This is a genomic window from Oscillibacter sp. (assembly GCF_031978065.1).
Taxonomy (GTDB): Bacteria; Bacillota; Clostridia; order Oscillospirales; family Oscillospiraceae; genus Oscillibacter.
On the sequence record NZ_DALZCH010000085.1, the window covers coordinates 1 to 13,543 of the forward strand.

At 47.5% G+C, this 13,543-nt stretch carries 13 protein-coding genes; all 13 read left to right on the forward strand.

The window, feature by feature from the left end; all coding sequences use genetic code 11:
* The first annotated feature begins 1 nt into the window (after position 1).
* Complete coding sequence (locus tag RTK01_RS12120; RefSeq protein WP_312281225.1) at positions 2-664, forward strand: ABC transporter ATP-binding protein; 663 nt, start codon at positions 2-4, stop codon at positions 662-664.
* Positions 648-1,469, forward strand: a complete 822-nt coding sequence (locus RTK01_RS12125) for a glycosyltransferase (RefSeq protein WP_312281226.1) — start codon at positions 648-650, stop codon at positions 1,467-1,469. Before RTK01_RS12120 ends, RTK01_RS12125 begins: the two co-directional genes overlap by 17 nt.
* 27 nt (positions 1,470-1,496) lie before the next feature.
* Complete coding sequence (locus RTK01_RS12130) at positions 1,497-2,549, forward strand: glycosyltransferase family 8 protein (protein ID WP_312281227.1); 1,053 nt, start codon at positions 1,497-1,499, stop codon at positions 2,547-2,549.
* A gap of 12 nt (positions 2,550-2,561) precedes the next feature.
* Positions 2,562-3,722, forward strand: a complete 1,161-nt coding sequence (locus tag RTK01_RS12135) for a glycosyltransferase family 8 protein (RefSeq protein WP_312281228.1) — start codon at positions 2,562-2,564, stop codon at positions 3,720-3,722.
* 21 nt (positions 3,723-3,743) lie between these two features.
* A complete protein-coding gene (rfbF, locus tag RTK01_RS12140) occupies positions 3,744-4,520 on the forward strand; it encodes a glucose-1-phosphate cytidylyltransferase (RefSeq protein WP_312281229.1) in 777 nt (258 codons plus the stop codon).
* A complete protein-coding gene (gene rfbG / locus RTK01_RS12145; protein ID WP_312281230.1) occupies positions 4,520-5,572 on the forward strand; it encodes a CDP-glucose 4,6-dehydratase in 1,053 nt (350 codons plus the stop codon). The genes rfbF and rfbG overlap by 1 nt, the downstream gene beginning before the upstream one ends.
* Positions 5,573-5,578: 6 nt before the next feature.
* Positions 5,579-6,508: an NAD(P)-dependent oxidoreductase gene (locus RTK01_RS12150; RefSeq protein ID WP_312281231.1), complete on the forward strand. Its 930-nt coding sequence runs from the start codon at positions 5,579-5,581 to the stop codon at positions 6,506-6,508.
* Positions 6,505-7,080 (forward strand): dTDP-4-dehydrorhamnose 3,5-epimerase, encoded by a 576-nt coding sequence (rfbC, locus tag RTK01_RS12155; RefSeq protein WP_312281232.1) that lies wholly within the window; start codon positions 6,505-6,507, stop codon positions 7,078-7,080. The genes RTK01_RS12150 and rfbC overlap by 4 nt, the downstream gene beginning before the upstream one ends.
* A gap of 49 nt (positions 7,081-7,129) precedes the next feature.
* On the forward strand, positions 7,130-8,326 hold the full coding sequence (locus RTK01_RS12160; RefSeq protein ID WP_312281233.1) for a glycosyltransferase family 8 protein: 1,197 nt from the start codon (positions 7,130-7,132) through the stop codon (positions 8,324-8,326).
* A gap of 12 nt (positions 8,327-8,338) precedes the next feature.
* The gene (locus RTK01_RS12165; RefSeq protein ID WP_312281234.1) at positions 8,339-9,433 is read left to right on the forward strand and encodes an FkbM family methyltransferase; all 1,095 of its coding nucleotides are present in this window, start codon (positions 8,339-8,341) and stop codon (positions 9,431-9,433) included.
* A gap of 67 nt (positions 9,434-9,500) precedes the next feature.
* Entirely contained in the window at positions 9,501-10,871 is a 1,371-nt protein-coding gene (gene rfbH / locus RTK01_RS12170) for a lipopolysaccharide biosynthesis protein RfbH (protein ID WP_312281235.1), read from the forward strand.
* Positions 10,872-10,948: 77 nt separating this feature from the next.
* Complete coding sequence (locus RTK01_RS12175) at positions 10,949-11,923, forward strand: glycosyltransferase family 2 protein (RefSeq protein ID WP_312281236.1); 975 nt, start codon at positions 10,949-10,951, stop codon at positions 11,921-11,923.
* Positions 11,924-11,935: 12 nt separating this feature from the next.
* The coding region (locus tag RTK01_RS12180; RefSeq protein ID WP_312281237.1) for a hypothetical protein at positions 11,936-13,543 on the forward strand (1,608 nt) is incomplete at its 3' end.

The window sequence follows — 13,543 nt, forward strand, 5'->3', positions numbered from 1 at the left end:
CCTGTCACGCAAGGAATTTTTGGCCCGAAAGGTGTCCGGCAAGCTCACCTATTCGGAGTTCTGGGCGTTGCGGGATATGAGCGTGCGGGTGCAAAAGGGCGAGGTGCTGGGCATTATCGGCCGAAACGGAGCTGGAAAGTCAACCTATTTGAAAATTATCTCCGGCATCCTCAAGCCCACTGAGGGCAGTGTGGCCTGTCAAGGCAGTGTGGTACCTATGCTGGAGCTGGGCTCCGGCTTTGATATGGATTTGACAGGGCGGGAAAACATCTTCCTCAATGGCGCGGTGCTGGGTTATCAGGAAGCATTCCTTAAGGAGAAATTTGATGAGATTTTAGAATTTTCTCAGCTGGGTCAGTTTATTAATGTGCCCATCCGAAATTACTCATCCGGTATGCTGATGCGACTGGCATTTTCCGTGGCTACAGTGGTACAGCCCGAGATTTTGATTGTCGATGAGATCCTCGCCGTGGGCGATGAGGCCTTTCAGGGAAAAAGCCGTGCCAGAATGCATGAACTGATGAGCGGTGGAACCACCGTGCTGTTCGTCTCCCACGACCTCACACAGATTCGTGAGATGTGCGACCGCGTGGCGTGGTTGGATCAGGGGCAAGTCAAAATGATTGGCCCTGCGCAGGATATCTGCGATGCCTATGTGCTCTGAGCAGATTATGGTTTCTGTCATCATGGGAGTACGCTGCACGCAAGAGGGAACTGCCGCCTTAAAAGCCGCTGTGACTTCCATTTTGGCACAGACCATGTCAGAATTTGAATTTTTGATTTGCGAGAATGGCTCCGCGCCCTCCGCAAAACAGTTGTTACAGGCGCTTTCTCGACAAGATACCCGAATTTGTCTCATTGACGGAACCGGAGCGGACAGCCTGACGCAGAAATTAAACCGCTGTTTGAAACAGGCACGGGGCACATGGATTGCACGGATGGACGACGACGATTTCAGTCATCCCTATCGATTTGCCCAGCAGCTTTCGTTTCTTTCCACCCACCCGGAGATTTGTATTGTGGGCAGTTGGGTGCTGGAGCAGGGTGGGACAGCCCCGATGGTGCGGAAACTGCCACCCTTTCCCCGAGTGGAGAATTTTCGCATGACCAATCCCTTTGTCCATCCGGCTTTGTTGCTCCGGCGGCAGGCAATGATCGCAGTCGGAGGTTACAGTGAGCATCCGTTGCAGGAGGGTTGCGACGATTACGATTTGCTGCTTCGCCTTTATGAAAATGGCTGTCTGGGCGCCAATGTGCAGCAGGTGCTGCTGGACTATTCTGTAACGGCAAGCCAGCTTAAGCATCGCCCCTACCTCCTTTTTTACCACGAGTTTCGGACAAGGCTGTCACGGTTTTCTTCTTTGGGACGGATGCCGGCATGGTTTATTTGGGCGGTAAAGCCCCTTGTGGTGGGGCTTCTGCCCCGCCAACTTTTACATCAGCTTAAGCGACATCTGCGATTGCAATAAGTAGTGTAAGCCGGGAGGGATCTATCCGTGATTGAGCAACTATCACCGGGCGCATATCCGGTCCCACTTCATGAAAAAGATCATATTCCCATAGTCATGGCGGCCAGTGAGGAATTTCTTCCTTACACGTGTGTGGCAATGCACTCTGTGCTTGCTCACGGAAGGGAAGAATGCGGCTATGAATTTCTTCTTCTGTCACAGAATGGTTATTCACCCGAGGGGCTCGCTCTGCTAGAGACAACAATCAAAGACTATCCGAGCTGTGCCATTCGTCTTGTGACAGTGGGGGGGTATCTGCCTGAAACTCTTTATACCGAGGGACACGTCAGCGGAGAAACCTATGCACGACTCCTAATTCCACGCCTGCTCAAGCACTATAACGATGTGCTCTATCTGGATGGAGATCTGGTAGTTTTGCAGGATGTTTTTCCCTTATTGTCGTTGCCCCATGACCCTGAAATTTACCTCTCGGGTGTAACGGATTTGGATGTATTGGGGCAGTATTGCGGCCCTGAGCGATCGATGCGGTATTATCTGGAGAAAAAGCTGCATATGCATCGTGCGGCAGAATACCTGCAAGCCGGCGTTTTGGTGTTTCATGTGCAGGCTATGAGAGCGGGACTGGGGGAAGATGCACTGCTGAAGGCCAGTACATCCGGCTGTTTTCGCTATTTCGATCAGGACGTGCTCAATGTTCTCTGTCAGGGCCACATTCGACTGCTGGACTTGCGGTGGAACGTAGTGTGTGATTGTGACGGCTATCGGGTTTCCCATATTATCGCAAACACCCCAGAGGAACTACAAAAGGGGTATGTGGCTTCCCGGCAAGACCCGTGGATTGTCCATTATTCCGGTCGGCAAAAGCCTTGGGCGGATGAAAAGACTGATCTGGGGTCGTATTTTCAGCAGGCCATGGCACAGGTGCAGTTGGAAACGCAATGTCTCAAGGAACAAAAAAGGCCGGCGGAATCCAGCAGAAAAAGAATGCTGAACAGGATTTTACCGCCTCAATCTCGATTGCGGGAGCTTTGCAAAATTTTGTATTTTTCTTATATGTATTCATCATTCAAGCAATTATAAGGAGGTGTTTGCATGGAGGAGGCACGGTCCCCCTTTTATAGTCTCAACCAGTTCGAAGAGGAGCTCTCTGGAAAAACATCTCCGTGTACCCATCTCCCTCCTGTGTTTGGGAAAGACAGCGTTGCGGTCTCTCTGGTGTCCAGCGAGGAATATGCTCCCTTTGCGGCTGTGGTGGTAGCTTCGATTTTGGCCAATGCCACATCGGAGCACACCTATGACATTGTGGTGCTGACAAACGATATGCGCTGGCGCTCCCGCAAACGCATGGAAGCTATGGGAGACGGAAAGGAAAATATTTCGATTCGGGTGTTGGATATTTCCAAAATGATCGAGGGTTTTTCCTTTTATACCTGGGCGCATTTCACCAGCAACACCTATTACCGCCTTTTGACGCCTGATGTGTTTACAGAGTACACCAAGGTGGTATATCTGGACTCGGATGTCGTGGTCAACCACGACCTGGCGGAGCTGTTTGAAACCGACTTAACGGGATATTATATGGCGGCCGCTTACGACACCCATGTAATCTCCTACTGCACCAGAACCCCACCGCTGGAGCAGAGGGCATATAACTCTCAGGAATTAGGGATGGAAAACCCGGAGGAATACTTTCAGGCTGGTGTGTCGCTGTTTAATCTCACTGCACTGCGGCGGGATTTTGAACCGGGCTACCTTATCCAGCAGGGAATGATCCACAAGCTGCGCTGGCTGGATCAGGATTTGGTCAACAAGCTATTCTACGGCAAGATCTTAAGATTGTCCGGAAAATGGAATGTGATGGTGTCCAATCAACCGGAGGACTTGGACGAATACCATTTGCCCGATGCACTGCGACAGGATTACTTTGAAAATCGGCAAACACCCTATATTGTTCACTATGTGGGGCGGGCTATGCCCTGTTATACGGTAGAGCCGGATTTATTCGAGTATTTCTGGCACTATGCCCGAATGACGCCCTTCTACGAAATACTGATCCAGCGGATGGCGGTGGACTATGCGGATAAGCGAGCGGAACATCTGCGAGACGATCTTTTACGCCAATTGGGTAGAGAGCCCTTTGTACAGCGGTTGAAAAGGCGAATCAAGGCAATTGCCGATCGGTTGCTTCCCAAAGGGAGCAAGGCAAGAATTTATGTAAAAAGAGTTGTATTTCAGTTTTATAAATGGAATTAAACCAAGACGGAGGAGAACAAAATGAAAGTCGTATTGTTAGCTGGAGGATTTGGCACCCGCATTTCAGAGGAAAGCCAGTTTAAACCCAAGCCCATGGTGGAAATTGGGGGTATGCCCATTCTCTGGCATATTATGAAGGGCTATGCGGCCCATGGCTTCCATGAATTCGTCATCTGCGCGGGCTATAAGCAGGAGGTCATCAAGGAGTGGTTTGCCGACTACTATCTTCACAACACGGATGTGACCTTCGATCTGAAGAACAACTGCATGGAAGTACATAACAACCATTCCGAGCCGTGGAAGGTGACTGTGGTGGACACCGGTCTTAATACCATGACCGGCGGCCGTGTCAAGCGTGTTGTGCCCTATATTGGGAATGAGTCCTTCCTGCTGACTTATGGCGACGGTGTTGCCAATGTGGATATCAACGACTTGGTGAACTATCATAAAGGGCACGGAAAGATGGTTACCATGACGTCCTTCAATGCCGGGCAGCGTTTCGGCGTTTTGGACATTGACGAGGCGGGACACATCAATCAGTTCCGTGAAAAGACCATGGGCGATGGCAACATGATCAATATCGGGTTTATGGTCTGTGACCCCAAGTTCCTGGATTATATCGATGGTGATAACACTGTTTTGGAGAAAAAGCCTATGGAAACCATGGCAAAAATGGGCGAGCTAATGGCCTATAAGCATGAGGGCTTCTGGCAGTGCATGGATACAGTGCGAGAAAAGGAAACGCTGGACAACCTTTGGGCATCAGGCAATGCACCTTGGAAAGTGTGGAAAGACTGATGCAGAATTTATCATTTTATTCCAGAAAACGTGTGCTGGTTACAGGACATACCGGGTTTAAGGGCAGCTGGATGTGCCGCATTTTGGTAGATGCCGGTGCGATTTTAACGGGCTATTCACAAGAAGCTCCGACCCAACCCAACCTGTTCACCCTCGCCGGAGTGGCGGAGCATATGACCAGTATCGTTGGTGATGTGCGAGATTTGGCCCATCTGATGCAGGTGTTCGATGAATCTCAGCCAGAGATCGTGCTCCATCTGGCAGCACAACCCATTGTGCGGGAAAGCTATGAAAAGCCCGTCTATACCTACGAGACCAACGTGATGGGAACCGTGAATATCATGGAGTGCGTCCGCACTCACTCTTGTGTAAAATCCTTTGTAAATGTGACGACCGATAAGGTCTATGAGAATAATGAGTGGCCATGGGGGTATCGTGAAAACGAGCTTCTGGACGGCTTCGACCCCTATTCCAACTCCAAGTCCTGCTCCGAACTGGTGACCCACAGCTATCGTTCCAGTTTTTTTGGCGGAAAGCAATGTGCCATTTCCACCGCCCGTGCCGGCAACGTAATCGGCGGTGGTGATTTTGCCCGGGATCGGATTGTTCCCGATTGCGTGAGAGCCCTGGAAAAGGGCGAAAAGATTGTCGTTCGCAATCCTCATTCCACAAGACCCTATCAGCACGTTTTGGAGCCAGTGTGCGCCTATCTTCTACTTGCACAACGGCAGTATGAGGACGCTTCTTTGGCAGATGCGTACAACGTAGGACCGGACGATATGGACTGCGTCACCACAGGATATCTGGTAGATATTTTCTGCAAGGTATGGGGTGGAGATGCCACTTGGGAAAACCGTTGGGTGGGCGGCCCCCACGAGGCAAACTTTCTGAAGCTGGACTGCTCCAAAATCAAAACAACACTGAACTGGAAACCCCATTGGCATATCCATGATGCCTTAGAAAAAGCGGTGGAATGGACACAGGTTTGGATGGCTGGCGGGGACATTCCCGCTGTGATGCAAAAGCAAATCCATGAATATCTGGGAGTATAATCATTTATGAAACATGCAATTGTTACGGGTGCCAACGGGTTTGTGGGCAGTGCCACAATCAAGGAGCTTTTAAATAACGGCTACACCGTTTGGGCGGTGGGACATCATAACCATTTCTCCTCTTTGCCAGAGAATGACCGGCTTCAAAGGGTCTCCTGTGATCTGGAGGATATGGCATCCCTGTCAAAAAAAATTCCACAGGATGTGTATGACGCGTTCTATCACTTTGCGTGGGCGGGCAGCGCAGGACCTGCCCGCACAGATACCGCCTTGCAGTTGCATAATGTGCAGTGGACGGTGGATTCTCTGCGCGTTGCAAAAAGCCTTGGATGTCAACGATTTGTATGCGCCGGCAGCATCGTGGAGCACGAGACCATGGCTGCGGCCTACAAACAGGGAAACCGTCCGGGCTTGGGTTATATCTACGGAAGCGGAAAATTAACAGCGCATACTATGTGTATGTCTGTGGCAGCCAATCTCGGCATTGATCTGGTCTGGCCAGAGATTACCAATGCCTACGGCGTGGGAGAGCGGAGTCCCCGCATGGTCAATGCCACTATTCAAAAGTGCATTCGGGGAGAATCTCCCCAGTTTACCGCGGGTACGCAGAATTATGACTTTGTCTATATTGACGATGTGGCACGGGCCTTTCGTCTGATCGGCGAGCACGGAAAACCCTTTCATGAATATTTGATTGGAAGCTCCAGCGCGAAGCCGTTGAAGGAATTTCTGCTGGAAATGAAGACCGCCATTGCACCGCATCTCCACTTCATTTTCGGGGATATTCCGTTTACCGGCGTGGATATGCCCCTTTCTAAGTTTGATTGCAGCGAAACGGAAGCCGACACAGGCTTCCGTGCGGAAGTCAGCTTCGCGGAAGGGTGCCGCCGTACCAGAGACTGGTGGGAAACCATCTTGCGGGAGGAACAAATATGATTCAGAAATTTGAATTTAAAGAGACGGAAATTGCAGGGCTGATCGAAGTGACGCCCTTCAATGCCGATGATATCCGCGGCTGCTTTACCAAGGACTACTCTAAAGAGGTGTTTGAGGCCAACGGCATTACTCACGACTTACAGGAGGTGTTCTATACCACCTCCCATAGAGGTGTGATTCGTGCCGTGCATTTTCAGCGTGTGAAGCAGCAGGCAAAGCTGGTTCGCTGCATCACCGGCCATGTTTACGATGTGGTGGTGGATTTACGTAAGGACAGTCCAACTTTTAAAAAGTGGCTGAGTTTTGACCTTGTGGGAGAACAGCACAACGAAATTCTGGTTCCCGCCGGATGCGGGCATGGGTATCTGGTGCTGGAGGACTCCATTGTTTCTTATAAGTGCGGAGAAAAATTTTACGGGGAGTATGACGATGGTATTATGTGGAATGATCCAGATATTTCCATTGCGTGGCCGTTGGAGAAAATCGGCGGAGCAGAGAAGATGCTTGTGGCGGAAAAGGATCAAAAGAACCAGAGCTTTGCACAGTTTATGAAAATCTACGGTGGATTCTAAAAAAGAAAAAAACTCCTTTCCTCAGCGGGAAAAGGGGGGGAGAGAGAACATGGGATATTCGCCCCATAGAAGCCTTAACGAGCTCTATCAGAAGGAAAGTGATCGGGTAGATATTTGCGAGGTGATTGAGCCTGCATTTCCCCGTGTGGATGCAGCGGTCTGCTTGGTTGCCAGCAACGAGTATGCGCCTTTTGCCTCGGTAGTAATTCAGTCGATCATCGAAAATGCCAAACGAGAAAAGAACTACGATATTGTTGTCTTCACAGATGACATGTTCCTCTATAACCGAGAGAGAATTGAGGCTCAGGCCAAGGAGCTTTGCAATATTTCGATCCGTGTGATGGATATTACAAAAATCATTGAAAATTTAAATTTCTATACCTGGGCACAATTTACTCCAAATACTTACTATCGTCTGCTTGCGCCGGATTTATTTGCCCAATATCCCAAGGTGATTTACTTGGATTCCGACATTGTGGTCAATCACGATATCGCAGAGCTATATGTCACCGATCTGGAAGGGTATTATATGGCTGCCGCCTATGACACCCATGTGGTGGCCTATTGTACACAAACGCCTCCGTTGGAGCAGAGAGCGTATAATAAAGAAACGCTCAAAATGAAGTATCCTGAGCAATATTTTCAAGCGGGCATTGCCCTTTACAATGTAACATTGCTCAACGAGACCTTTGAAACAGGCTACCTCATTCATGAGGCCACCAAGTATCAGCTGAAATGGCTGGATCAAGATTTGGTAAATATGCTCTTTCAGGATAAAATCAAACGGCTTCCAAACAAGTGGAACGTAATGATTGCCAATGTCCCTTATGCAACCGATGAGTATTATTTACCGGCAGATTTGCGAAAAGAATACTATCAGGCGCGTCTGGACCCCTATATTGTGCATTATGTGGGTAAAGCCATTCCCTGCTTTGCAGAGGACCCCGACTTGTATGAGTTTTTCTGGTTTTATGCAAGAAAAACTATTTTTTACGAACTGCTGCTGCAAAAAATGTGTCAAAAGAACACAGAATATACTTCCATGCCTCATGTACATGAGTTATACCGCAGAATCAACGAATTAGAAACCGCTTTGGCTGGCAGTGCTGCCGTTCCCAAGCCGTCCCTGAAAAAGCGGATTAAGGCACTGCTGATGCCCATATTTAACCTGTTTTTTCCAAAAGGCAGCAACAGGCGGTATCGGTTTAAGCGGTCTTACTTCCGCCTGAGAGGGTGGGAGATTTAAAAGGAGCTAACGATGATCATTCAGCATTACCAAGATGAAAATGATATTTTCCTGAGAGAGAACACCAGCGATTTCGACATCTATCAGCAGCTTTTACTCAAAAACGAATATGGGTACTTTGATGTGGAAGGATCGGTAAACACCATCGTAGATTTGGGGGCAAATATTGGATTGGCGTCCATTTACTTTGCAAAAAAATTTCCAAAGGCTCATATAATTGCGGTAGAGCCGGATGAAGAGAACTACAAAACCTTGCTCATGAACATTGCCCCCTATCCACAAATTACACCATTTTATGGGGCAATATTTGAAAAAGATCAAAAGGTCTCTATCGTGGACGTGGGTATAGGTACACTGGGTTATCAGGTTCAGGAGTCCTTATCAACAAACGCTGGTATTGTCGGAATGACTATGAATACTTTTTTTAGAACATTCCAGCTTGAGAAAATTGATATTTTGAAAATGGATATTGAAGGAAGCGAACGCGACCTTTTTAAAAAGGACTACGGGTGGCTATCCCATGTTGATTTCTTAATTATCGAGCTGCACGAGCGGATTAAGGCGCATTGCAATCAAGTTGTGTTTGATGCAATTGGGTCTGGATTCCCGTACCAATGGATTGGAGAAGAAAATTTTTATTTTGCAAAAAGCCATAAATACAAACCTTATATACCGGATTTGTATAAGGGTGAACTTCCTCAAAAGCTTCCTGCTGAGATCATTTGGGAAAAGCAGGCCGCAATTGATATGCAGGAAAGACGTCAGGCAGATACTATAAATCGACTCGAGCAAAAAGTAGATACGTTGGAACACCTCTACAAACGAATCGACGCACTGGAGTCTTTGCACACCCGTGCCGACGGTCTAGAACAAAAAGTGAACAACTTGGAGCATCTCTATGAGCGAATGGACGCTTTGGAGTCTCTGCACATCCGTGCCGACGGTCTAGAACAAAAAGTGAACGGCTTGGAGCATCTCTATGAGCGAATGGACGCTTTGGAGTCTCTGTACATCCGTGCCGACGGTCTGGAGCAAAAGGTGGACGATTTGGAACACCTGTATGAGCGGATCGACCGACTGGAGACAGTTCTCTATGAAACAAAATAGCAAAACCCCACGGAACTTATTGAGAACCCCCTTAACAGAAATAATGAAACACAAGGAGAGAAGCAACATGAACAATACAGAGAAAGAATCAATTGCGCGCCAAGAGATTTTGAATTTGGTAAAGCAATATTATCATGATCATAAGGAAAATAAAAAGACCTTTGAACAGGGTGACCGCATCACCTATGCCGCGCGTGTGTATGACGAAAATGAGATGTGCTCTTTAGTAGATGCATCTCTAGATTTTTGGTTGACAACAGGAAGATACGCAGATCAATTTGAAAAAGATTTTGCCAAGCTGTTAAACGTCAAATATGCAAATTTGGTGAATAGTGGTTCCTCTGCCAATCTGGTTGCTTTTTCTGTGTTGACAAGCCTTGAATTGGGTGTGCGGCGCATTAAGAGGGGAGATGAGGTCATTACGGTTGCCTGTGGCTTCCCTACCACGGTGACACCCATTATCCAGTATGGTGCAATTCCTGTTTTTGTTGATGTCACCATACCTCAATATAATATTGATGTCACCCAACTGGAAGCGGCGCTTTCTGAGAAAACAAAGGCTGTTATGATTGCACATACATTGGGCAATCCCTTTGACCTGGCCGCAGTAAAGGTTTTTTGCGATCAGCACCATCTGTGGCTGGTAGAAGACAATTGTGATGCACTTGGAAGTAAATATTGCCTCAATGGAGAGACGAAGTACACCGGTACTATCGGCGATATTGGTACAAGCAGCTTTTATCCTCCCCATCATCTTACCATGGGCGAGGGCGGCTGCGTCTATACCAATGATGCGTTGTTGAATAAACTGATCAAGAGCTATCGTGACTGGGGCAGAGACTGTGCCTGCCCATCTGGCATTGACAATATCTGCAACCACAGATTTGATGGCGATCACGGAGAGTTGCCTCACGGATACGATCATAAATATGTATATAGCCACTTCGGTTATAATCTGAAAGTCACAGATATGCAGGCCGCCATCGGCGTAGAACAATTAAAGAAACTGGATGGATTTATTGCTAGAAGAAAGGAAAACTGGGAATATCTGCGAACCCAATTAGCGCTCTTCAGTGACAAGGAAAACGGCCCCCTCATTTTGCCGGAAGCAGTGGAGAACAGCACTCCCAGCTGGTTTGGCTTCCTGATTACGATTAAAGAGGATGCCGGGTTTAAGCGTGAGGAGATGCTACGTTATCTGGAAAGCAAATGCATCCAAACCCGACTGTTGTTCAGCGGAAACCTCATCAAACATCCGTGCTTTGATGAGATGCGTAAACAGCAAGAGGGCTACCGTGTTATTAATGATTTGCCAGTAACCAACCGCATTACAGAGCAGACTTTCTGGGTCGGTGTTTATCCGGGGATGTCCTTTGAAATGTTAGATTACATTGTCAAGTCGATTGGCGAAGTCATTCAGGCGCATTCCGCAAAATAAGGATACATGTGGCTTCTCATATACCGTGGAGCGTATGTGGAAAGCCATAAAAAGGCAGAGAATATAGGTGTAAAAAAATGAAAACCATTTCAGTTGTAGTTCCAACATACAATGAAGAAACCAATGTTAAAGAGGTCTACTGTCGCGTAAACAACGTGTTTGAAGAGCAATTGCCAGACTATCGATGTAATCTGATGTTTATTGACAACTGCTCCAAAGATAAGACCAGAGAACTCATCACCAGGTTGTGTGAAGAAGACAAAACCGTCACCTCCATCTTCAACGCCAAGAATTTTGGATTTAACCGCTCCCTGTTCTATGGGTTGTCGCAGGCTCCCGGAGACTGCGCAGTACTGATGTTTGCGGATATGCAGGATCCCCCTGAAATGATTCCCGCCTTTGTTTCCGAGTGGGAAAACGGCTATAAAATCGTTGCCGGAATTAAATCCAAAAGCAAGGAAAACCCATTCAAGTATTTCTTGAGAAAATGCTACTATCATGTCATTAAAAACATCTCTGAAATTGATCATATTAATCAGTTTGATGGGTTTGGCCTATATGACCATTCCTTTATTGAAGTAATCAGAGAAATGGACGACTCCTTGCCGTATTTAAGAGGGATTATAGCGGAGCTTGGGTTTCAACGCAAGGATGTTACCTATGAGCAGGTAACACGCAAAAACGGAAAAAGCAGTTTCAATTTCATGGCACTGTATGATCTTGCTATGCTTGGCATCACTAGCTATTCCAAAGTAATCATGCACATTGCCACGATCATCGGTGCCTGTGTGTCCGGGCTCAGCTTTCTGGTGGCAATCTATACGCTGGTGATGAAACTTCTGAATTGGAATACTTTCCCCTTTGGCTCTGCCGCAACGCAAGTCGGCATTTTCCTGCTGGGCTCCCTGCAGTTGTTTTTTATCGGGCTGGTGGGAGAGTACATTGTCAATATCAATACCCGTGTTATGCATCATCCGTTGGTGATTGAGGAACAACGAATCAATTTTGATAAGCTTTCCGAGCTGATGAAAGAAGAATCTACTTTGGAATAACGGAGGAGCACCATGAACGTCGAGCAAAGACACAGAAAGCATGCAAAGTTTTTTGTGCTGGCACTAGTATTATTGCTGGTTTTTGTGGGAAGTTGCTGGAATTCCCTCTACGAAGACAGTCGAAATACCATCGCTGTTGAAAATGTGGACATGCTCCCCCTGTCCGTCAACCAGCATGAAATTGAGCAAACATTGCGGCTGGAGGGGGAACTGAAATCTCTTCTGTTGTTTTGCTCTGCACCAAATGGCGCCGGCTATGAAAATGCAGTCGTAGAATTTTCTCTACAGCAAGGGGAGCAGACAGAAACACTTCTTGTATATGCTACGGAAATTTCCTCTCCCTATACGCCCGACTTCTCCTATTCCTCCTTTAAAGTCGGCGAAGCGGTATTACGTATCCGGGGCGAGTCCTTTCCAGAGGGAACTGATCTGTTTTTCTATGTTTCCCAAACCAAAACGTCAGGTTTAACTGCTGGAACGCTGGACAGTTCCCCTGTCCCTGGCCCTCTGGCCATCCAGTATTCCATCCTGCGCCACGACGGGTATTTCATCTATGACAGCGTAATGCTGGCGGCACTGGTACTGTTGATCTTGGGCGTTGCATGGCTTCTTGCTTTTCGGCCTGATACGCTGACAAAAGGGAAGGGCTTGTTTTTTGCATCCTTCTGTCTACTGTTCGTGTATATTTCGCTGTCCAATTCTCTGGCAACTTTTTTTGCCGAACCACACAGCGAAATGGTCTATGAGTTTTGGTATAAAGCCAAAGAGCTTTCCTTTGTACACAATTTAATGTCGTTGATGAGCGGAGAGTCTTTGGTTTGGACAGAACGATTGTTGATGTGGCTAGCGGTTCAGTTATCAGGCACGGGAAAGTACGTGTTTGTCATTGCCCAGTTGCTGCAAACCTGCTTGGTATGCGGAGCCGCCTCCATGCTCTGCTTGCCTACCTTCCGTAAGGTCTTATCGCCAGAAATTCGGCTGCTGATCTGCCTTTATCTGGGAGGAATGATGTTGTTTCCCAGCGCCTACTACTTCTGGGCCGTCAGTTATTGGTCTTGCTTTTTCCTGATTCCCTTTGCTTTTGTAGACATGGAAAAGCTGTCCCGATGGCAGTACGGGCTGGCAATGCTGTTTGCCATCGTTCTGTGTGTTTCCCGCATCTATCATATTTTGCTGATTCCCATGGCCTTGCTGGCCTTGCTAGCCTGCGGAAAAGGGAAAGGAAAGCGATTTTCTCTATATTGCATCCTTGTAGCTGCAGCATCCGCCTTTGAGGTGGTTTACAGTATACTAGCAGGTGGAGGGGGACATGTAAATTTGGCCCTGCTGAAGCCCATGAAATTTATAGAAAATTCCATTTATTATCAAGTTCAAGTGTTGAAGAGCATGTTCTTGGGAAATGCAGATGTATTTTCCACCTTGGTAAATGTTGTTTTTTTGCTGTTATTTATGGGAGTCTTTTTGCTTTCCTGCTGGCTTTTGTTTTTTCAATGGAAAAACGCGCACCGCAGACAGTTGGGCTGTATCCTGATGTGTTTAGGAATTTTAAGTTTTGGAAGCATTTTGATCAATGTAACAGTCTCCGGATGTTCCACAACGGTGGGATTTCCCTCAGACTAC

What these genes read in the sequence shown, in the direction of transcription:
- RTK01_RS12125 (WP_312281226.1), top strand. Translation starts at nt 648, where the DNA reads ATGCCTATGTGCTCTGAGCAGATTATGGTTTCTGTCATCATGGGAGTA.
- RTK01_RS12135 (WP_312281228.1), top strand. Translation starts at nt 2,562, where the DNA reads ATGGAGGAGGCACGGTCCCCCTTTTATAGTCTCAACCAGTTCGAAGAG.
- rfbF (WP_312281229.1), top strand. Translation starts at nt 3,744, where the DNA reads ATGAAAGTCGTATTGTTAGCTGGAGGATTTGGCACCCGCATTTCAGAG.
- rfbG (WP_312281230.1), top strand. Translation starts at nt 4,520, where the DNA reads ATGCAGAATTTATCATTTTATTCCAGAAAACGTGTGCTGGTTACAGGA.
- RTK01_RS12150 (WP_312281231.1), top strand. Translation starts at nt 5,579, where the DNA reads ATGAAACATGCAATTGTTACGGGTGCCAACGGGTTTGTGGGCAGTGCC.
- rfbC (WP_312281232.1), top strand. Translation starts at nt 6,505, where the DNA reads ATGATTCAGAAATTTGAATTTAAAGAGACGGAAATTGCAGGGCTGATC.
- RTK01_RS12160 (WP_312281233.1), top strand. Translation starts at nt 7,130, where the DNA reads ATGGGATATTCGCCCCATAGAAGCCTTAACGAGCTCTATCAGAAGGAA.
- RTK01_RS12165 (WP_312281234.1), top strand. Translation starts at nt 8,339, where the DNA reads ATGATCATTCAGCATTACCAAGATGAAAATGATATTTTCCTGAGAGAG.
- rfbH (WP_312281235.1), top strand. Translation starts at nt 9,501, where the DNA reads ATGAACAATACAGAGAAAGAATCAATTGCGCGCCAAGAGATTTTGAAT.
- RTK01_RS12175 (WP_312281236.1), top strand. Translation starts at nt 10,949, where the DNA reads ATGAAAACCATTTCAGTTGTAGTTCCAACATACAATGAAGAAACCAAT.